Here is a 20115-nt window from a genome sequence, read left to right as displayed (position 1 = left end):
GCGTCAGGCGCCGACGCGGAACCCGCGCCCGCCGAACCGGACGATGTCGCCGACCGCCAACTGCCGTCCGCGACGCCGGTCGACCTCGCCGTTCACCGTCACGAGACCCTCCGCGACGGCCTCCTTCACCTCGCCGCCCGAGTCGAGGATCCCCGCGAACTTCAGGAACTGCCCGAGGCGGATGGACTCCCCGTCGAGAGGGACGTCGTCGATCGGATCGGCCACGCGGCCTAGACCGCCGGGATGTCGGCGAAGCGCGAGAAGTGGCCGTGGAAGCCGACGGTCACCGTGCGCGTCGGTCCGTTGCGGTGCTTGGCCACGATCAGGTCGGCCTCGCCCGCGCGCGGGTTGTCCTTCTCGTAGGCGCTCTCGCGGTGCAGGAGGATCACCATGTCGGCGTCCTGCTCGATCGAGCCCGACTCGCGGAGGTCGGAGATCGCGGGGAGCTTGTCGGCGCGCTGCTCGGGGCCTCGGTTCAGCTGCGAGAGGGCGATGACCGGCACCTGCAGCTCCTTCGCGAGCAGCTTGAGGGCACGGGAGAACTCCGAGACCTCCTGCTGACGGCTCTCGACCTTCTTGCCCGAGGTCATCAGCTGCAGGTAGTCGATGACGACCATCTTGAGCCCGATGCGCTGCTTGAGTCGGCGGCACTTGGCGCGGATCTCGACGAGCGTCAGGTTGGGCGAGTCGTCGATGTAGAGCGGCGCGTCGTTGATCCGGCCGCGGGTCGAGGCGATGGTCGTCCAGTCGCGCTGGTCGACCGTGCCCTTGCGCATGTGCTGCAGCGGCACCGAGGCCTCGGCCGAGAGGAGGCGCATCGCGATCTCGCTGCGCCCCATCTCGAGCGAGAAGAAGATCGTGGCCATGTTGTGCTTGATGGCGGCCGCGCGGGCGAAGTCGAGCGCGAGGGTCGACTTTCCGAGCGCGGGTCGCGCGGCGACGATGATCATCTGGCCGGGGTGGAAGCCGTTGGTGAGGTCGTCGAGGTCGGCGAAGCCCGTGGGCACGCCGGTGAAGGCGCCGTCCTTGTGCGCGGCGGCCTCGATCTCGTCGATGGCGACGGTCACGGCGTCGGTCAGCGGGACGTAGTCCTCCGCCGTCTCGGAGCCGGTGACGTTGTAGATCTCGGCCTGCGCGGTGTTGACCAGGTCGAGCACCTCGCCCTCGCCCTGGTAGCCCATCTGCGCGATGCGGGTGCCGGCCTCGACCAGGCGGCGCAGCAGAGCCCGCTCGGCCACGATCGACGCGTAGTAGCCGGCGTTGGCCGCCGTCGGCACCATCGCGGTGAGCGAGTGCAGGTAGTCGGCACCGCCCGCGCGCTGCAGCTCGCCCTGCTTGGTGAGCTCGTCGGTGACGGCGATGACGTCGGTCGGCTCGCCGTGCGAGTAGAGCGCGAGGATCGCCTCGAAGACGATCTCGTGCTTGGGGATGTAGAAGTCGTTCGCCTTGACGCTCTCGACGACGTCGGCGACCGCGTCCTTCGAGAGCAGCATGCCTCCGAGTGCCGACTGCTCGGCGAGCAGGTCGTGCGGAGGCGTGCGCTCGTTCGAGCGCGGAGCATCGCCTCGTCCGTCTCGTCCGTCCGAGCCGGGAACCGCCAGGTGCGCGATCGTCATGCCTTCGCCTCCTCCTGTCGGGTGCCTCGCGGGGCGGGTGGGCGTCTCGGCCGCGCCGTCGGGTCAGGTCTACCAGCGACCTCCGACAGAGCACGCGAACGCTCGTCCCGCTCCCCTCGCGGGGCGCTGCGCCACCCTACGGACCGCCCGTCGCCACGGTCAAACCGGCCTGTGGAGAGAGCTGTGGACAGATCGCGGGAAACGCCGCATCCACTGTGGGCAACATGTGGACAACCCTGTGGGAATCGAGGGGCCGACGAAGTTTTTTCCGGGCGCTGACCAGGCATTACCCGCTTTCCACAGCTGTGTGTGGAAAAGAGTCTCCAGACCACATTGAAGGTTGTCCGCCGGAAAGGGTGTATGTGGATGAAGCTGTGGAGAACGGAACGACGAAGGGCGGTGCAGCAGGACCCGGAAGCCCTGCCGCACCGCCCTTCGCGGCGTTCTCGCGGCCTTACTTGGCCGCGACCACCTGCAGCTTGACGGTGGCCTGGATGTCGTCGCGGAGACGCACCACGGCCTCGTGCTCGCCGATCGTCTTGATCGCGTTGGAGATCACGATCTTGCGCTTGTCGAGATCGCCGAAGCCGGCCGCCGCCACCGCGTTCGCGACGTCGGAGGTCTTGACGGAGCCGAAGAGGCGCCCGTCCTTGCCGGCCTTGACGATCAGCTTCACCCGGTTGGCCTCGAGGACCTGCTTGGTGTGCTGAGCCTCTTCGATGGTCTTGTGCTCGCGGGCGGCACGAGCGGTCTTGATCTGCTCGACCTGCTTCTCGCCGCCACGGCTCCACGCGACGCCGAAGCCCTGCGGGATGAGGTAGTTGCGGGCGTACCCGTTCTTGACGTCGACGACGTCGCCGGCGGAGCCGAGACCGTCGACCTCGTGGGTCAGGATGACCTTGGACATAGCGCTGCCTACCTTCCGCTGCCGGCGTAGGGCAGGAGCGCCATCTCACGGGCGTTCTTGACCGCGCGGGCGATCAGGCGCTGCTCCTGGACGGAGACGCCGGTGATGCGACGGGCGCGGATCTTCCCGCGCTCCGAGATGAACTTGCGAAGGGTCGGGACGTCCTTGTAGTCGATGACGCCGACGCGGACCGACTTCGCGGGGGCCGCGTTCTTCGCGCCCTTGCCGCGGATCGGCTTGCGGCGGTCGCCGCTGCTCTTTCCAGCCATAGTGGTTTCCTTTGAGATTCTGGTTCGCCCCCTGGTCGCCCGGCGCTACAGCGCGAGGCGATCGAGGCGTGATTCAGGTGAGGGCGCGTCCGAGCCGGGGGCTCAGAACGGCGTCTCGTCGTTGTAGCTGCCCGGCGTGCTCCAGACGTCGCCACCGGCGGGTGCGCTCGGGGCCCACGGCTCCTCGGCCTGGCCACCGCGGTTGCCTCCCGCGTTGCCGCCGGAGCCCCCCTGGTTGCCGCCGCCGAATCCGCCCTGGCCCTGACCGCCCTGACCGCCGCCGACCTGTCCGCGTCCGCCACCGGCTCCGCCGCCACCGCTGGCGCGCGTGACCTGTGCGGTCGCGTAGCGCAGCGAGGGGCCGATCTCGTCGATCTCGAGCTCGATGCTGGTGCGCTTTTCGCCTTCCTTCGTCTCGTACGAGCGCTGCTTCAGGCGGCCGGTCGCGACGACGCGGCTGCCCTTGGTCAGCGTTCCCGCGACGTTCTCGGCGAACTCGCGCCAGACGGAGGCCCGGAGGAACAGCGCTTCGCCGTCCTTCCAGTCGTTCGCCTGGCGGTCGAAGGTGCGGGGCGTGGAGGCGATGGTGAAGTTCGCGACCGCGAGCCCGCCCTGCGTGTACCGCAGCTCGGGGTCGGCCGTGAGGTTGCCCACCACGGTGATGATCGTCTCGCCGGCCATGAGCGCTACGCCTTGGGAGCGGCCGGAGCCTTGGCAGCCTTGCGGGCGGCCTTCTCGTCGGCGAGCTTCTTGGCGGCGGCGACCTGGGCGATGCCCTCTTCTGCACGCAGCACCTTGGTGCGCATGACGGCCTCCGACAGCTTCAGCTGACGGTCGAGCTCGTTCGCGGCGGCCGAGGTCGACGTGAAGTCGACGACGGCGTAGATGCCCTCGGACTTCTTGTTGATCTCGTACGCCAGACGACGGCGGCCCCAGACGTCGACCTTGTCGATGGATCCACCATCGGTGCGGATGACGTTGAGGAACTTGTCGAGACTCGGAGCGACGGTGCGCTCATCGATCTCGGGATCCAGGATGACCATGAGTTCGTACTGATGCGTCACTAACCCACCTCCTTCGGACTGAACGGCCACGGTATTTCCGTGACAGGAGGGTATGTAGCATCTGTCCACTCCCGCGGACGCGAGTGCGTCTGGTCATGGACAACCTGACGACCCTACCATCCGACCCCTCCGACGCGCCCGGTCCTGCGACAGCGGATCGGATGATCCGCGTCGGGCGATCAGGACCGCGTCGCCCACCACTCGCGCAGCCGGCGCGCGGCCTCCTCCTCGCCGAGCGGCCCCTCCTCGAGTCGCAGCTCGAGCAGGAACCGGTACGCCTGCCCCACCTCGGGCCCCGGCCGGAGCGACAGGATCTCCATGATCCGCGTCCCGTCGAGGTCGGGTCGCTTCGACGCGAGCTCCTCCTTCTCGGCGAGCTCGGCGATGCGGTGCTCCAGGTCGTCGTAGGCGTGGGCCAGCCGCTCGGCCTTGCGGCGGTTGCGCGTGGTCACGTCGGCGCGGGTGAGGATGTGCAGCCGCTCGAGCAGAGGCCCCGCGTCGGTGACGTAGCGGCGCACCGCGGAGTCGGTCCACGCCCCCTCGGTGTAGCCGAAGAACCGGAGGTGCAGCTCGATCAGCCGCGAGACCTCGGTGATCGTCTGCTTGTCGAACTTGAGCGAGCGCAGTCTCCGCGTCGCCAGCTTCGAGCCGACGACGTCGTGGTGGTAGAAGCTGACCACGCCTCCGGGCTCGAGGCGCCGGGTCGCCGGCTTGCCGATGTCGTGCAGCAGAGCGGCCAGCCGCAGCACCACGTCGGGTGCGGCGCCGGGGTGGCGCTCCTCCTCGAGCTCGATGGCCTGCTCGAGCACGGTGAGGCTGTGCACGTAGACGTCCTTGTGGTGGTGGTGCTCGTCCTGCTCGAGCCGCAGCGCGGGCAGCTCCGGGAGGAAGTAACCAGCCAGACCGGTGTCGACCAGCAGCTCCAGCCCGGCGCGCGGCGCGGGCGTCGCCAGCAGCTTGCGCAGCTCCTCCTGCACGCGCTCCGCCGACACGTCCTCGATCCGGCCGGCGAGCTCTGCCATCGCCCACTCGACCTCGTCCGTCGTGCGGAAGCCGAGCTGCGAGGTGAACCGCGCGCCGCGCAGCATCCGCAGCGGGTCGTCGCCGAAGGACTGCTCGGCCGGCGACGGCGTGCGCAACCGCTCCGCCAGCAGGTCCTCGACCCCGCCGGAGGGGTCGACCAGCACCACCTCGGGCAGCCGGAGCGCCATCGCATTGACGGTGAAGTCGCGGCGCACGAGGTCGCCCTCGAGCGAGTCGCCGAACTCGACCTCGGGCTTCCGGCTCACCCCGTCGTAGCTGTCGCTGCGGTAGGTCGTGATCTCGACGGTCTCGCCGGCGACGCGGGCGCCGATCGTGCCGAACGCGCGGCCGATGTCCCAGTGCGCCTCGGCGATCGGAGCGACGACGGCCACGATGTCGTCGGGTCGCGCCGAGGTCGTGAAGTCGAGATCGTGCACCCCGTGACCGAGGAAGGCATCGCGCACCGGGCCGCCCACCAGCGCGAGCTCGTGTCCCTGCGCCGCGAACGCCTCCGCGAGGCGGGCCACCGTCGGCGTCGCGGCGAGAGCGCGGAGGGTCTCGAGAGCGGTCTGGACGCTGTGCATTCGCACGATCCTAGTCGGCGGGGGTGTCTCGCGACCGGCTCGGATCCGCGGAACGGCCCGGTAACCGCACAACCAAGTTACAAGCCCGGGACGCCCCTCCGGAGAACGCACCGCCTGGCCGACGGGGGCCTGCCCGTAGAATCACCCGCATGGAGGCCGAGTGAGTTCGATGCATCGGCGCGTCCTCACCTCTGAACGCCCGCGACGACGGCCCGCGGCCGCGCAGCTGCTCCGCTCGGCGGGCGCTGCCGCTCTGTCGATCGCTCTGATCGGCCTCGCCTCCCCGGCCCTCGCCACCACCCAGGAGCCGACTCCCCAGCCCTCCCAGGAGCAGTCGCCCGCAGCGAGCACCACCGTCACCGCGACCGTCGGGGCGGCGAACGACGGCGTCTGGCTCCCGGGCCAGGATCTCCAGCTCTCCGTCTCGGTGCGCAACGGCACGACCGAGTCGATCGACGGCGCCCGGGTCGACGTCACTCTCGACTCCGACACCCTCGACTCGCGCGCCGAGCTCGACGCCTGGCTCGACGGCGAGAGCGACGACGAGGGATCGCCGGCCGGCGACGGCGCCGACATCCGGCTCCTCCCCTCCGGCTCGGCCCAGGTCACCCTGACGATCCCCGCGGCCGCGATCCCCTTCTCGGCCGACCCCGCCGCGCTCGGCTCGCACGCCGTCGCCGTCACCGTCACGAGCCCCGGCGGGACGCTGGCCACCGCCCGCAGCGCCGTCGAGCTGACCGCAGGGCTCCCCGCCGAGCGCGAGACCGGAGTGAGCGTGCTCGTCCCGCTCACCGTGCCCGACACCTCCGACGGCCTGATCCCGGCCGAGACCCTGCAGGACTACACGCAGAGCACGGGCACCCTCTCCCGCCAGCTCGACTCCGTGCTCGGCCGCGCCGTGACGATCGGAGTCGACCCGCGCATCCTCGCGTCGATCCGGATCCTCGGCGACAGCGCTCCGGAGTCGGCGCGCGCCTGGCTCGACAGGCTCGAGTCGGCCCCGAACGAGGTCTTCGCGCTGCCCTACGCCGACGCCGACGTCGCCGCGCAGGCGCAGTCGGGCCTGTCGACCCTGCTGACGCCGACCTCCTTCGACTACGGCATCGACAGCACGCTCTTCGCCGATCCGCCGAGCACCGCAACCCCGAGCCCCACCGCTTCGGCCGACGCTCCGCAGCAAGGGGAGGACCGGCCGCCCCGCCCCACGACGGAGTCGCTCACCGCCTTCGACTGGTCGCCCACGATCGGCTCGGTCGCCTGGCCCGACGATCTGACGGTCCGCGGTGCCGACCTCGACGTCTATGCCACGAGCGGAATGACCCGCACGGTCGTCTCCTCCGCCAATCTGGCGATCCCCTCCTCCGTGTCGACGCTGACCACCGCGGGCATCGACGGTCACGACGTCGTGGTCGCCGACAGCGCGCTCTCGAGCGCCCTCGACGAGGCGGTCGACGCGCCCACCGACTCGGAGTGGCGCTCCCGCATGACCGCCATCACGGCGGGCCTCGCCCAGGTGCAGCGCGACGGAGAGACCCCCGACGTGGTCCTCGCCCTCGACCGCGGGGCGGCGATCGACGGAGCGCGTCTCTCGCAGACCCTCGACGCGATCGACGGCCTGCCCTGGGCCGAGGGCACCTCGCTCGCCGTCGCCCTGACCGCCCCGGCGACCGAGGGCGTCACCGTCGTCGACGCTCCGGAGTCGGAGGAGCGCCTCGCGGACGTCTCCGACCTGCTCACGGCCGCCGCCCGCGTCGAGTCCTTCTCCGCGGTCCTGACCGAGCCGGAGCTGCTGAGCGGCAAGCGTCGCAACGACCTCCTGGCGCTGCTCGCCGTCACCTGGCGCGGCGACGCGCCCGGCTGGGGCGAGGCGGTGACCGCGAGCGAGGAGCTGGCCGACTCCACCCTCGCCTCGGTGACCATCGAGGCCGCCGACAGCGTCACGCAGGTCTCCCGCGACTCGAGCATCCCGGTCTACGTCCGCAACGACCTGCCCTGGCCGGTCTCCGTGCGCATCCAGGCCTCGACCTCGAACGCCGTGCTCGACATCGACGAGGCGTCGGTCGAGCCCACCATGATCGACGCCCGCTCGCAGGGCCGGGTGCTGATCCCCGTGAAGGCCCGCGTCGGCAACGGCGAGACCAGCCTCCGGATGCAGCTCACCTCCCTCGACGGCACGGCGATCGGCACGCCCACGAGCGTGCTCACGAGCGTCCGCGCCGACTGGGAGACGGTCGGGACCCTCGTGCTCGGCATCGTGCTCGTCGTCGTCTTCGGCGCCGGCATCCTCCGCAACATCCGTCGCCGCCGCCGCGGCGACCCGGTCGAGGAGGAGGAGGACCCGAACGCACCGCTCGCCGTCCAGCCCGGCCTCGACGACGAACGAACGGACCCGCGTGGCTAGCTTCTCCCTCGGACGCGCGAGCGCCGTCCTCGCCTCCGGCACGATGGTCTCGCGAGTCCTCGGCTTCGTCATGTCCATCGTGATGGCCAACACGATCGGCGCCGCTGTCGCACCGGGTGCCGACGCCTTCACGACGGCGAACCTCCTGCCGAATACGATCTACTCGATCATCGCGGGCGGGGCGCTCAACGCGGTCCTCGTGCCCCAGATCGTCCGGGCCGGTCTGCACGCCGACGGTGGCCGGAGCTACATCAACCGCCTCCTGACCCTCGCACTCGGGCTGCTCCTCGCGACGACGATCGCGGCGACTCTGGTCGCACCCCTGCTGGTGCGCCTGTACGCACCGGGCTACGGCCCGGAGCAGTACGAGCTCGCCGTCTCCTTCGCCTTCTGGTGCCTCCCCCAGGTGTTCTTCTACGGGCTCTTCACGATCCTCGGCGAGGTGCTCAACGCGCGCGGATCGTTCGGGCCCTTCACCTGGGCTCCGGTCCTCAACAACGTCGTCGCCATCGCCGGGCTGGTCGCCTTCATGGTCGTCTTCGGCGCCGATCCCGAGGGCAACCGCCCCGTCGACTCGTGGACGCCCGCCATGGTCGCCCTGCTGGCCGGCAGCGCGACGCTGGGCATCGTCGTGCAGTCCCTGTTCCTCATCCTCTTCTGGCGGAGGGTCGGCCTGAGCTACCGACCGGACTTCCGCTTCCGCGGGGTCGGACTGGGCACCGCCGGGCGGATGTCGCTGTGGTCGTTCGCCACGGTCCTGCTCACCATCGGCGCCGGGATCGTCGAGAGCCAGGTCTCGTCCACGGCCTCCGGAGAGGGCCCGTCCGCGGCCGCGCTTCAGAAGGCCTGGCTGATCTTCATGCTCCCGCACTCCGTCATCGCCATCTCGATCGCGATGGCCTACTTCACGAAGATGAGCGGCCACACCGCCCGCGGCGAGATGAAGGAGTTCCGGTCGGACGTCTCCACCTCCGTCCGGCTCGTCCAGATGATGCTGGTCTTCGCCGCGGCGGCGATCATCGTCGTGGCGGTCCCCTTCGGCTCCGTCTTCACGGACACGTTCGCGGACGCCCAGGCGATCGGGATGATCGCCGTCGCCTACGTGGTCGTCCTTCCCCTGTTCTCCTCGACCGCCATCATGCAGCGCGCGTTCTACGCACTCAGCGACGGAGCGCGTCCGTTCGTGTTCACCGTGATCCAGGTCGTCATCGCCGTGTCCGGATACCTCGTCGTCGTCCGCCTCCCCGCCGATCGCGTCGCCGTCGGCATCGCGGCGTCGACGTCGCTGGGCATCGCCGTCCAGGCGCTCGTCGCGGCGCTGCTCCTCCGACGCAGGCTCGGCGGGCGAGGCGGCAAGCGCATCGTCGTCCGCCTGCTCCTCTGTCTCCTCGCCGCCGTCCCCGCCGGCGCAGCCGGCTTCGGGGTTCTCGTGCTGCTCGGTGGAACCCGCCCGGGCGGGTTCGCGGTGTCGGGGTACCTGGAGCCGCTCGTCTCGATGGCGGCCATCGGCACCGCCATGGCCGTCGTCTACTTCGGCGTCCTCTGGGTCATGAAGGTGCCCGAGCTGCGCGCGATGGCCGCGCCCCTCCTCCGTCGCCTCGGGCGCTGACCGCCGCGACCCTGAGTGGTCACCCGTGAGAGGGTGCGCCGTCGCGCCCGACGTGGAAGGGTGGGCGCGTCTCCGGCAGTGCCGCCTCTCCCCCGCCGACCCGGAAGGCATGATGCGCTCCACCTTCGTCCTGCTCCGTCTGATCGTCGCGATCGCCGTCCTGGCCGCGACCGTCACGAGCTTCGTCGACTCGTACGCCTTCTGGGTCGAGGCGCGCTTCCGCGACCGCACCACGCTGGTCGTGAACTTCTTCAGCTACATCACCGTCGAGACGTGCCTGCTGGCCGTGGTGGTGCTCCTGATGGGCGCAGTGGTCCTCGCACGGGGTGCGATCCCCGAGCCCCGCTGGTTCGCCTGGCTGCGCGCCGGCACCGTCAGCTACATGGTCGTCATCGGAGTCGTCTACAACCTGCTCCTGCGCGGCACCGTGGTCACGGGTGCCGGAGCGCCCCAGGAGTGGACGAACGAGGTCATGCACGTCGTCGCTCCCCTGGCCCTCATCCTCGACTGGCTGTTCGCCCCGGGGCGCCGCCGCCTCTCCTGGGCCGTCGTCCCCGGGATCCTGGTGTTCCCGGTCGCCTGGTTCGTCTACACGATGGTCCGCGCGCCGCTGGTCTACGACCAGATGAAGCACGAGCAGATCTGGTACCCGTACCCCTTCCTCGACCCGCGCCTCGCCGACCCGCCCCTGATCCCCGGCGGCCTGGTCGCGGTGGTGTTCTACGTGGTGGTGATGACGGGCGTGTTCGCCTCTGCGGCCGCCGTCACCGTCTACATCTCTCGGCACGGAGTCGGGCGCCCGGGACGCTCCGTCGCCGCCTCCGAGAATTCCCCGGTCAGAGGCACTATCGCAGATCCCGTCACGGAGGGTCCGACTCGACCCTGACCGCCGCCCGAGTGCGCCGACCCGGGCGGAATAGCCCCCACCTAGGATGTGTTGTAGACCTCGGAGCCGCGGACAGACCGAGCGACCGGTCCGCGCCCCGTCGATCACCGAGAGGTGATCGCCCCCACGACCCGCCACCGCTCAGCACAGACCTCGAGGAGTTGCCGTGCGCGACATCGTCATCATCGGATCCGGCCCTGCCGGCTGGACCGCCGCCATCTACGCGGCCCGCGCCGACATGCACCCGGTGGTCGTGGCCTCCTCCGTCGAGATCGGCGGCGACCTCATGAACACCACCGACGTCGAGAACTTCCCGGGCTTCCCCAACGGGATCCTCGGCCCCGAGCTCATGATGGCGATGCAGGCGCAGGCCGAGAAGTTCGGCGCCGAGACCTTCTACGACGACGTCACCTCGCTCGATCTCGAGGGCGAGGTCAAGACCGTGCACCTCGGCTCCGGCGAGAGCATCGAGGCTAAGACGGTCGTCGTCGCCACCGGCTCCGCCTACCGCAAGCTCGGCCTGCACGACGAGGAGCGCCTGTCGGGACACGGCGTCTCGTGGTGCGCCACCTGCGACGGCTTCTTCTTCAAGGGCAAGACGATCGCGGTCGTCGGCGGAGGCGACTCGGCGATGGAGGAGGCGACCTTCCTCACCAAGCATGCGGCGAAGGTCTACATCATCCACCGCAAGGACTCGCTCCGCGCCTCGAAGGTCATGCAGAAGCGCGCCTTCGACAACGAGAAGATCGAGTTCGTCTACAACTCCGAGGTCATCGGCATCACCGGTGAGAGCCACGTCAACGGAGTGAAGCTGCGCAACACGGTCGACGGCACCGAGTCGCGCCTCGACCTCGACGGCCTCTTCATCGCGATCGGCAACGACCCGCGCACCCACGTGGTGCACGGGAAGCTCGACCTGACCAGCGAGGGCAACATCGCCGTCGTCGGCCGGTCGTCCCAGACCTCCGTCCCCGGCGTCTTCGCCGCGGGCGACGTGATCGACCCGACTTACCGTCAGGCCGTGACCGCCGCCGCCTCCGGTACGGTCGCCGCCCTCGACGCGGAGCACTACCTGGCCTCGCTCGCCGACGGCACCGCCTCGACCGAGGGCACGCCGCACGCCGAGTTACTCGCTCTCTGACCTTCCCGTCACCCACCACTGGAGCCGGCACGACCGGCCCACGAAGGAGAAAATCGCTATGTCCACCGCGAAGAGCGTCACCGACGCATCGTTCCAGGCCGACGTCCTCGACTCCGAGAAGACCGTCCTGGTCGACTTCTGGGCCGAGTGGTGCGGCCCCTGCCGCATGGTCTCGCCGATCCTCGACCAGATCTCGGCCGAGCACGGCGAGAAGATCGAGATCGTCAAGCTGAACGTCGACGAGAACCCGCAGACCGCCGCGAAGTACCAGATCACCTCGATCCCCGCGATGAAGGTCTACCAGAAGGGTGAGGTCGTCAAGACCGTCATCGGCGCCAAGCCGAAGCCGGCTCTCGAGGCCGACCTCGCCGCCTTCCTCTGATCTCCTGATCAGCACCGAAGCCCTCGCGCCCTCCAGGACGCGGGGGCTTCGTGCATCCCACTCCGTTTCACGTGAAACGTCGGACAGTGCGTGGTCGCACGCACCCAGACCCACCAGCGTCTGCAGCTCCGGCTTCTGCCCCGACCTTCTGACGGGGATGGATCTCGCTACGGCCGCTGTGTGGCCTACTCGATCAGCAGAACAGTCACCCTCTGCCTGCTGGTCGAGTAGCCGCCACAGGCGGCGTATCGAGACCCACCCGCTTCAGCAGCTCCGGCCTCTGCCCCGTTTTTCTGACGCGCGCTACCCGATCAGCGAAGCAGTCACCCTCTCCCTGCTGATCGAGTAGCCGCCGCACGCGGCGTATCGAGACCCGCCCGCTTCAGCAGCTCCGGCCTCTGCCCCGGCGTTCTGACGCGGGCTACCCGATCAGCGAAGCAGTCACCCTCTCCCTGCTGATCGAGTAGCCGCCGCAAGCGGCATATCGAGACCGGCCCGCTCCAGCAGCTCCGGCCTCTGCCCCGATGTCCTGACGCGGGCTACCCGATCAGCGAACCAGTCACCCTCTCCCTGCTGGTCGAGTAGCCGCCGCAGGCGGCATATCGAGACCCACCTCCCTGCAGACCCCCCCGATCCACCACGTCCCGAGTGGCCCCGCCCTCCCCGCCCGCTCCCGGACCCGGCCGGTACAGTGGACAGACCCGGAACCCGTCCCGGGCACCCCGTCCACCGAGCGAAGCGAACCCATCGTGACCAACCGCGGAACCAATCTCGACCCCTGGTACAACTCCTACGCGGAGCGCACGGCCGGCCTGGCCGCCAGCGAGGTCCGAGCCCTCTTCGCCGTCGCGTCACGCCCCGAGGTGGTCTCCCTGGCCGGAGGCATGCCGTTCGTCTCCGCACTCCCCCAGGACCTCGTCACCGGCGCGATCGAGTCCGTCATGCGCGAGCAGGGCCCGGTCGCACTGCAGTACGGCTCCGGACAGGGTGTGCCCGTCCTCCGCGAGCAGATCCTCGACGTCATGGCCCTCGAGGGCATCTCCGCCAGTGCAGACGACATCGTCGTCACCACGGGTTCGCAGCACGCCCTCGAGCTCGTGTCCAAGCTCTTCCTCGACCCCGGGGACGTCGTGCTGTCGGAAGGCCCCAGCTACGTCACGGCGATGGTCATCTTCCGCTCCTACCAGGCACAGATCGAGCACGTGCCGATGGACGAGCACGGCCTCATCCCGGCCGCCCTCCGCGAGCACATCGCCCGCGTCCGCGCCGCCGGCAAGACGATCAAGTTCCTGTACACGATCCCGACCTTCCACAACCCCGCTGGAGTGACCCTCTCGTGGGAGCGCCGCGTCGAGATCCTCGAGATCTGCAAGTCCGAGGGCATCCTCGTCCTCGAGGACAACCCGTACGGCCTGCTCTACTTCGAAGACGTCCCGCCGAAGGCGATGCGCTCCCTCGAGGAGGACGGCGTCATCTACCTCGGCACGTTCTCCAAGACCCTCGCCCCCGGATTCCGCGTGGGGTGGGCACTCGCTCCTCACGCCATCCGCGAGCGTCTGATCCTCGCCAACGAGGCCGCGGTGCTCAGCCCGTCGTCGTTCAGCCAGCTGGTCATCTCGAAGTACCTCGAGACCGCCGACTGGCGCGGCCAGATCGACACCTTCCGAGGCGTCTACCGCGAGCGCAAGGAGGCCATGCTGCGCGGTCTGCAGACGCACCTCCCGTCACTGTCGTGGACGAACCCCAACGGCGGCTTCTACGTCTGGCTGACCCTCCCCGAGAACCTCGACTCGAAGGCGATGCTCCCCCGCGCCGTGAAGGAACTCGTCGCCTATACGCCCGGCACCGCCTTCTACGGCAACGGGGACGGGCGTCAGAACATCCGCCTGTCGTTCTGCTATCCGACTCCGGAGCGCATCGGGGACGGCATCCGGCGTCTCGCCACCGTCATCAACGGCGAGCTCGACCTGCTGTCGACCTTCGCCGGCACGGGCTCCATGGCGAACGCCGACATCGAGCAGCGCGACAGCGCTCTTCCGCCGAACGTCTCCTGACGTGTCCGCCGCCGCCGACTCCGAATCACAAAAGGCCTGGTCATGACTGATTTCTCTGTCCTCGATCGCACTCTCGACGTCGTCGTGATCAGCGGAGGGATCAGCCACGAGCGCGACGTGTCGCTGCGATCGGGGCGCCGCGTCGCCGACCGCCTGTCGAGCATGGGCCACAGGGTCACCCTCCGCGAGCCGGACGCCGGTCTGCTGACATTCCTACTCGAGCGCCGGCCCGATGTCGTCTGGCCGGCCGTCCACGGGGCGAGCGGCGAGGACGGCGCGCTGCTCGGGCTGCTCGAGGCCGCCGGCTTCGATTACGTCGGGTCGCGGACGGACGCGGCGCGCCTCGCATGGTTCAAGCCGACCGCGAAGACGCTGGTAGGCCGCGCCGGCTTCGCTACCCCTCGGAGCGTCACCCTCCCCCGCGAGACCTTCCGCGAGCTGGGGGCGGCGGGGATCCTCGGTCAGGTCGAGGCGCACCTGCCCGGCGCGCTCGTCGTGAAGCCCGCGCAGGGCGGGTCGGCACAAGGAGTGAGCATCGTCTCGGAGTCGGGCCAGCTCCCCCGTGCGATGGTCGAGGCCTACACCTACGGCGAGGTCGTTCTGATCGAGCAGCTCGTCGCTGGCACCGAGGTGGCCGTGGGCGTCCTCGACCTCGGAGACGGACCGTTCGCGCTCCCACCCGTCGAGATCGAGCCCGTGGAGGGCCGGTACACCTTCGAAGCGCGGTACAACGCGGGAGAGACCCGGTTCTACACACCGGCCCGACTGTCGGAGGAGGTACTCGCCGAGGTCGCCCGCGTCGCGGTCGCCATCCACGAGCTCCTCGGCCTGCGCCACCTCTCCCGCGTCGACTTCATCGTCGACGACGCGGGGCTCCCTTGGTTCTTCGACGCCAATGTCCTGCCGGGTATGACGGAGACCTCCCTCGTCCCCCAGGCGATCGAAGCGTCCGGCCGCTACCTCGGCGACGTCTACTCGACCCTCGCCAAGCTGGCTGTCTCACCCCGCTGACGCCCGGATGTTTCACGTGAAACATCTCGCCTCGTAGATCAGCGCGGCTGAGACAGCCGGTGAGCCGCTGGTCGTCAGCCTGACGGCGTCCGGCGTCCGGTGGGCGTGCCGGCCACCCCCAACTCCAGCGGGTAGGGAGACACCGAATGCTGGTCGAGTGGCCCCGAAGGGGCGTATCGAGCGGCGAAGTCGCGTCGCGTCTCCGTGGGGAGGGAAAAGTCCGCGCTGGTCGCCTCCCCTGCTGGTCGAGTAGCCCCGCAGGGGCGTATCGAGACCCACCAGCTTCAGCAGATCAGGCTTCTGACCTCGGCTTCTGACGGACGTGGATCTCGATACGCCCGCTGCGCGAGCTACTCGATCAGCGAGGCAGGGCCACACACGTGGGTGACTTCTCCTAGGAGACCCACCGGTGTCAGCAGATCAGTTGTCGGCCCTGAGCTTCTGACGCTGGTCGATCTCGATACGCCCGCTGCGCGGGCTATTCGATCAGCAACGGTACGACGACGCCTGGCGACCTCCGAACATTTCACGAAGTCGCTCAGCGCAGAGCTCCTCGATCGCCGCTCCATCGACCAACCGGATCTGCTCCCCCCGGCGGCATGACAAGTCACAGCTCTTCACCGGTGGGCGAGTATCCGGCGCGGACGGGTTGAGCGGCGATGCCGCTACCGATCGTCCGCGCCTGGCGGGATGTCGAATGCGAGCAAGACCGCGCTAGCCCCCCCGATACTGGTCGAGTAGCCCCGCAGGGGCGTATCGAGTCCCATCAGCTCCAGCAGGCGAGACCTCCACCCCACCCTCTAATGGACGTGGATCTCGATACGCGCGCTGCGCGGGCTACTCGACCCGCGAGAACAGAACCGACCGTTCGAGGGCCGATGTCACCGGAAAGGTCATGCCCCTGAAGGACGACCAGTACCGCTCGGAGCCAGGCTGCGCGACGACGCGCCTGACCACCTCCAGATGCGGGCCCAAGGAATCAGACAAGGCGTAGGGCCGTCGATGTTTCACGTGAAACATCCCATCAGGGGGCTAGCGACACTTCGGTCGGCTCGCCGATCTCGGACAGAATGCGGTTCAGGTCCTGGATGCTCGCGAAGTCGATGACCATCTGGCCCTTACGCGCCCCCAGCGTGACCTTCACCCGCGTGTTCAGCCGGTCACCGAGGTGGTCCGCGACCGAGCTCAGGTGGCCTGCGTGCCCGCCCTGCTCCTCCGCCGGCTCGCGCTTCGAGGCGCGGGGCGCCTTCATCTGCGCTGCTGCCGCTTCTGCCGCGCGCACCGACAGGTCCTCGTTCACGATCTTGTCTGCGAGTCGCCGCATCGCCTCGACATCCTCGAGGGACAGCACCGCCCGCGCGTGCCCGGCACTGAGCACGCCGGCAGCCACGCGGGCCTGCACGTCGGCCGGGAGACGCAGCAGGCGCAACGTGTTCGAGATCTGCGGACGAGAGCGTCCCAAACGCGTCGCGAGCGCCTCCTGGGTGATGCCAAAGTCGCTCAGCAGCTGCTGGTACGCCGACGCCTCCTCCAGCGGATTGAGCTCGGCACGGTGCAGGTTCTCGAGAAGAGCGTCCCGCAGCATGTTCTCGTCGGCTGTGTCCTTGACCACCGCCGGAATCGTGGACAGCCCGGCCGCCTTCGACGCCCGGAAGCGCCGCTCCCCCATCACCAGCTCGTACTTCGCACCATCGCGTCCCTGGATCGGACGCACCACGATCGGCTGCAGCACTCCGTACTCGCTGATGCTGTGGATCAGTTCCGCGAGATCGTCCTGATCGAAGACGGAGCGCGGCTGCGCGGCGTTCGGCACGATCTCATCGAGCGGCAGCCGTGCGAGACGAGCGCCGGGAACCTCGAGCAGCGCGTCCGACTCGGTCGTCCCCGCGTTCTGATCCGGGAAGAACACATCGACGGGCCGCGCGCGGGTGTCGTCTCCGGTGGGGATGAGTGCGCCGATCCCTCGGCCCAGTCCGGTTCGCTTTGCAGCCATCAGCGGGCCTCCCCTTCGGTAGCGGTCGTGTGAGTGGACGGTGCACCGCGTCGGGCGATCTCCGCAGCTGCCTCGAGATAGGCGAGCGAGCCCGACGACTGCGGGTCGTAGCTGATGACGCTCTGCCCGTAGCTCGGCGCCTCCGAGATCCGCACGTTGCGCGGGATGACGGCCTTCAGCACCTCCTTCGGGAAGTGCTCGCGCACCTCCGCCGCGACCTGGTGCGACAGGTTGGTGCGTCCGTCGAACATGGTCAGCAGGATCGTCGACACCCCGAGGTTCGGGTTCAGATGCCGCTCGATGAGGTCGATGTTCTTCAGCAGCTGGCTGAGGCCCTCCAGCGCGTAGTACTCGCACTGGATCGGGATCAGCACCTCGCGCGCCGCGACGAAGGCGTTGATCGTCAGCAGCCCCAGCGACGGCGGGCAGTCGATGAAGACGTAGTCGAACGGCTCCTCCATCGCATCCAGCATGCGGTCGAGGGCTCGGCGGAGGCGCTGCTCCCGGGCCACGAGCGAGACCAGCTCGATCTCGGCACCGGCGAGGTGGATCGTCGCCGGCACTCCGTAGAGCGTGTCGAACTCCGGGCTCTTCTGCACGACCTCGGCGAGCGGCGTGTCGTTGACGATCACGTCGTACACGCTCGTCGTCTCGGCTCGATGCTCGATTCCGAGCGCCGTGGAGGCGTTCCCCTGCGGGTCGAGGTCGATCACGAGGACCTTCGCCGCACCGCGCGCCAGACCTGCAGCGAGGTTCACGGTGGTCGTCGTCTTGCCGACCCCGCCCTTCTGATTCGAGATGGTGATCACACGCGTCGACTCCGGCTTCGGCAGCGGCTGCGCGTTGAGCAGCGCACGCCGGCGCGTCATATCGGCGATCTCGCGAGCAAGAGGAGTCGAGGAGTCGAATCCGCCAGGCAGTCCAGCAGGATCGGGATGTTTCACGTGAAACCTTCGCTCGGCAGTTCAGTCAGAGGGAGTACCGCGACGACCGGCGCCAGGGATCCAGGTGATCTCGCATGCTGCCGGGGCGATCAACCCACTGTAGCTCGGACGACTCTCGTCACCTCGGAGAGCACGCCGTCACCCAGAACGATCACCTCGGGCGCCGAGAGTCGGAACCGTCGGATCTGCTTCTCCGCAGCACCGATCTCCTTCTCGGCGTTGATCCCCTTGAGGAGGACCAGCTCCCCTCCGCGGCGCAGCAGTGGCGCGGTCAGCGGGATGAGCTTCGACAGCGCGCTCACCGCCCGGGCCGTGACCTGGTCGAGCGGCTGGGCGAGAGCGACCTCTTCGGCGCGAGCACGCAGAACCGAGACATTCTCGAGTTCGAGGGAGTCGATCTGCTCCTGGAGCCAGACGACGCGACGTTCCATGGGCTCGATGAGCACGAATCGCACGTCGGGGCGCAGGATGCCCAGCACGACGCCCGGAAGCCCCGCCCCGCTTCCCACGTCACCGACGAGACCCGGGCGCAGCAGAGGGGCCACCAGGGCGCTGTTGAGCACGTGCCGCGTCCACAGGCGGGGGAGCTCCAGCGGACCGATCAGGCCGCGCTCCTCGCCCTGCTCCGCCAGCGCCAGAGCGTAGCGACGCAGGAGCGGCAGGCGGTCCCCCGCGATGACGGCGGCTGCCGCGGGCTCCGGCTCGAGAGTCGGCTCCACGGCGGTCAGCCGCGGGTGATGACGGTGTGGCGCTCGCGCGCCTCGCCGCGCGACTCCGACACGAAGCCGCGCTCGCCCACCATGTCGTGCACGAGCTTGCGCTCGTAGGACGACATCGGGGGCAGGGAGGCCGACGTGGCGCCCTCCTCGATGCGCTCGATGGCCCGGTCGACGAGCTGCGCGAGCTCGGCCTCTCGGGCGTCACGGGACCCGCCGATGTCGAGGATCAGGCGCGAGAACGCGCCCGTCTTGGTCTGAACCGCGAGGCGGGTGAGCTCCTGCAGGGCCTGCACGGCATCGGGTCGCGACAGCACCCGGAGGTTCGTGTCGCCCGAGGCGGTCACCGAGAGGTACACGCGTCCGTTGCGCACCTCGATGTCGATGTCGCCGTCGAGGTCGCAGATGTCGAGGAACTCCTCGATGTAGTCCGCGGCGACATCGCCCTCGTCCTCGAGCTGCGACAGGGTCGACTCCGGCTGCTCGGAGGGCGCCTCAGCGGGTTCCGCGGCGGCCTGCGTCGCGTCGAAGGTCTGCGTCGAATCGGTCATGGCGGTGCTACTTTCCGGCTTGCTTCTTGGCGCGGCTCTTGCTGACGGGCTGCTGGCGCTGCACGGCCTTCTTCTCGACGAGCGTCGTCTCGCCGGCGACGTTCGTCTCCTCGACGAGCTTGCCCTTGCGGCGGAGGCGCTCCTCGCGGGCCTTGGCGGCCTCACTGCCCGGGGTGGGCATGTTCCGGATGACGATGAACTGCTGCACCATCGTCCAGATGTTCGAGGTCAGCCAGTAGAACATGACGCCGAGGGGGAACGCGAAGCCCGAGAAGGCGAAGACCAGGGGGAGGATGTAGAGCAGGATGCGCTGCTGCTTGAACGTCGGCGAGGCCTTGGCCTCCGGCGACATGTTCTTCGACACGATCTGCAGCTGCGTGATGAACTGCGACGCGGTCATCAGCACCACCATGACGACGGCGATGATGACGACGAGCTCCTGGCCGCCCTCCTGGAGGGCGCCCTGGATGGACTGGTGCAGCGGGGCGATGCCGAACAGGTTCGCCTCGCCGAACTGGCGGGCGAGAACGGCGTCGAGCGGTCCGACGCCGCGCTCACTGCGCTGGGCGTCGTTCAGCACCGAGAACAGGCTGAAGAAGATCGGCATCTGGATCAGCAGCGGCAGGCACGACGCGAGCGGGTTGGTGCCCGTCTTCTTGTAGAGCTCCATGGTCTCGCGGGACATCGCCTCGCGCGAGAGCTGGTCGCGCTTGCCCTTGTACTTGTCCTGGATCTTCTTCAGCTGCGGAGCGACCTCCATCATCCGCCGCTGGCTCTTGATCTGCTTGACGAAGATCGGGATGAGCGCAGCGCGGATCACGAGGACCAGGCCCACGATGGACAGCACCCAGGTGATGCCCGCCGCGGCCTCCATGCCGATGATCGTCAGCAGCTGATGGAAGGCGACGAGGATCAGCTCGACCACCCATTTGAGGGGCCAGAGAATCGTGCCGAGGAGGTCCAT

The 20115-nt window shown here is 69.1% G+C and carries 19 protein-coding genes; 7 read left to right on the top strand and 12 right to left on the bottom strand.

The genetic code is table 11. The features are described from left to right. Positions 1–3: 3 nt before the first annotated feature. From GRS92_RS10905 to GRS92_RS10875, 7 genes are all read right to left on the bottom strand, one after another. The gene (locus tag GRS92_RS10905; protein WP_159856137.1) at positions 4–225 is read right to left on the bottom strand and encodes an RNA-binding S4 domain-containing protein; all 222 of its coding nucleotides are present in this window, start codon (positions 223–225) and stop codon (positions 4–6) included. Between the two features lie 5 nt (positions 226–230). Continuing rightward, positions 231–1616 (bottom strand): replicative DNA helicase, encoded by a 1386-nt coding sequence (gene dnaB / locus GRS92_RS10900; RefSeq protein WP_159856135.1) that lies wholly within the window; start codon positions 1614–1616, stop codon positions 231–233. Between the two features lie 454 nt (positions 1617–2070). Further along, entirely contained in the window at positions 2071–2523 is a 453-nt protein-coding gene (gene rplI / locus GRS92_RS10895) for a 50S ribosomal protein L9 (RefSeq protein ID WP_159856133.1), read from the bottom strand. Between the two features lie 8 nt (positions 2524–2531). Beyond that, on the bottom strand, positions 2532–2792 hold the full coding sequence (gene rpsR, locus GRS92_RS10890; RefSeq protein ID WP_056039813.1) for a 30S ribosomal protein S18: 261 nt from the start codon (positions 2790–2792) through the stop codon (positions 2532–2534). 102 nt (positions 2793–2894) lie between these two features. Further along, positions 2895–3473 (bottom strand): single-stranded DNA-binding protein, encoded by a 579-nt coding sequence (locus GRS92_RS10885; protein ID WP_159856131.1) that lies wholly within the window; start codon positions 3471–3473, stop codon positions 2895–2897. 5 nt (positions 3474–3478) lie between these two features. Next, positions 3479–3856, bottom strand: a complete 378-nt coding sequence (rpsF, locus tag GRS92_RS10880) for a 30S ribosomal protein S6 (RefSeq protein WP_056039816.1) — start codon at positions 3854–3856, stop codon at positions 3479–3481. Positions 3857–4035: 179 nt separating this feature from the next. Continuing rightward, positions 4036–5463, bottom strand: coding sequence for a CCA tRNA nucleotidyltransferase (locus GRS92_RS10875; RefSeq protein WP_159856129.1), 1428 nt, complete (start codon positions 5461–5463; stop codon positions 4036–4038). A gap of 169 nt (positions 5464–5632) precedes the next feature. Between GRS92_RS10875 and GRS92_RS10870 the strand changes: the two genes are divergently transcribed. From GRS92_RS10870 to GRS92_RS10840, 7 genes are all read left to right on the top strand, one after another. Beyond that, positions 5633–7864: a DUF6049 family protein gene (locus tag GRS92_RS10870; protein WP_159856127.1), complete on the top strand. Its 2232-nt coding sequence runs from the start codon at positions 5633–5635 to the stop codon at positions 7862–7864. Then, positions 7857–9473 (top strand): murein biosynthesis integral membrane protein MurJ, encoded by a 1617-nt coding sequence (gene murJ / locus GRS92_RS10865; RefSeq protein ID WP_235021938.1) that lies wholly within the window; start codon positions 7857–7859, stop codon positions 9471–9473. The genes GRS92_RS10870 and murJ overlap by 8 nt, the downstream gene beginning before the upstream one ends. Positions 9474–9582: 109 nt before the next feature. Next, positions 9583–10359: a Pr6Pr family membrane protein gene (locus GRS92_RS10860; RefSeq protein WP_159856125.1), complete on the top strand. Its 777-nt coding sequence runs from the start codon at positions 9583–9585 to the stop codon at positions 10357–10359. 166 nt (positions 10360–10525) lie between these two features. Continuing rightward, on the top strand, positions 10526–11500 hold the full coding sequence (trxB, locus tag GRS92_RS10855; protein WP_159856123.1) for a thioredoxin-disulfide reductase: 975 nt from the start codon (positions 10526–10528) through the stop codon (positions 11498–11500). Positions 11501–11558: 58 nt separating this feature from the next. Continuing rightward, positions 11559–11882, top strand: coding sequence for a thioredoxin (gene trxA / locus GRS92_RS10850; protein ID WP_056039828.1), 324 nt, complete (start codon positions 11559–11561; stop codon positions 11880–11882). A 749-nt stretch (positions 11883–12631) separates the two neighbouring features. Beyond that, positions 12632–13936 carry an aminotransferase-like domain-containing protein gene (locus GRS92_RS10845; protein ID WP_159856121.1) on the top strand — a complete coding sequence of 435 codons (1305 nt, stop codon included), beginning with the start codon at positions 12632–12634 and terminating at the stop codon, positions 13934–13936. 42 nt (positions 13937–13978) lie between these two features. Beyond that, positions 13979–14947: a D-alanine--D-alanine ligase family protein gene (locus GRS92_RS10840; RefSeq protein ID WP_159856119.1), complete on the top strand. Its 969-nt coding sequence runs from the start codon at positions 13979–13981 to the stop codon at positions 14945–14947. Between the two features lie 1024 nt (positions 14948–15971). Here the strand turns inward: GRS92_RS10840 and GRS92_RS10835 are convergent. The 5 genes from GRS92_RS10835 to yidC form a co-directional block, all read right to left on the bottom strand. Then, positions 15972–16940 carry a ParB/RepB/Spo0J family partition protein gene (locus tag GRS92_RS10835; RefSeq protein WP_159856117.1) on the bottom strand — a complete coding sequence of 323 codons (969 nt, stop codon included), beginning with the start codon at positions 16938–16940 and terminating at the stop codon, positions 15972–15974. Then, a complete protein-coding gene (locus tag GRS92_RS10830; RefSeq protein WP_159856115.1) occupies positions 16940–17809 on the bottom strand; it encodes a ParA family protein in 870 nt (289 codons plus the stop codon). The genes GRS92_RS10835 and GRS92_RS10830 overlap by 1 nt, the downstream gene beginning before the upstream one ends. Before the next feature lie 164 nt (positions 17810–17973). Then, positions 17974–18603 carry a 16S rRNA (guanine(527)-N(7))-methyltransferase RsmG gene (gene rsmG / locus GRS92_RS10825; RefSeq protein WP_159856113.1) on the bottom strand — a complete coding sequence of 210 codons (630 nt, stop codon included), beginning with the start codon at positions 18601–18603 and terminating at the stop codon, positions 17974–17976. Positions 18604–18608: 5 nt separating this feature from the next. Continuing rightward, complete coding sequence (locus GRS92_RS10820; RefSeq protein WP_159856111.1) at positions 18609–19151, bottom strand: Jag family protein; 543 nt, start codon at positions 19149–19151, stop codon at positions 18609–18611. 7 nt (positions 19152–19158) lie between these two features. After that, positions 19159–20115 (bottom strand): membrane protein insertase YidC, encoded by a 957-nt coding sequence (yidC, locus tag GRS92_RS10815; protein WP_159856109.1) that lies wholly within the window; start codon positions 20113–20115, stop codon positions 19159–19161.

The sequence above is a fragment of the Rathayibacter sp. VKM Ac-2754 genome (assembly GCF_009807095.1).
Lineage (GTDB): Bacteria > Actinomycetota > Actinomycetes > Actinomycetales > Microbacteriaceae > Rathayibacter.
This window is presented reverse-complemented; position numbering and strand designations above follow the sequence as displayed.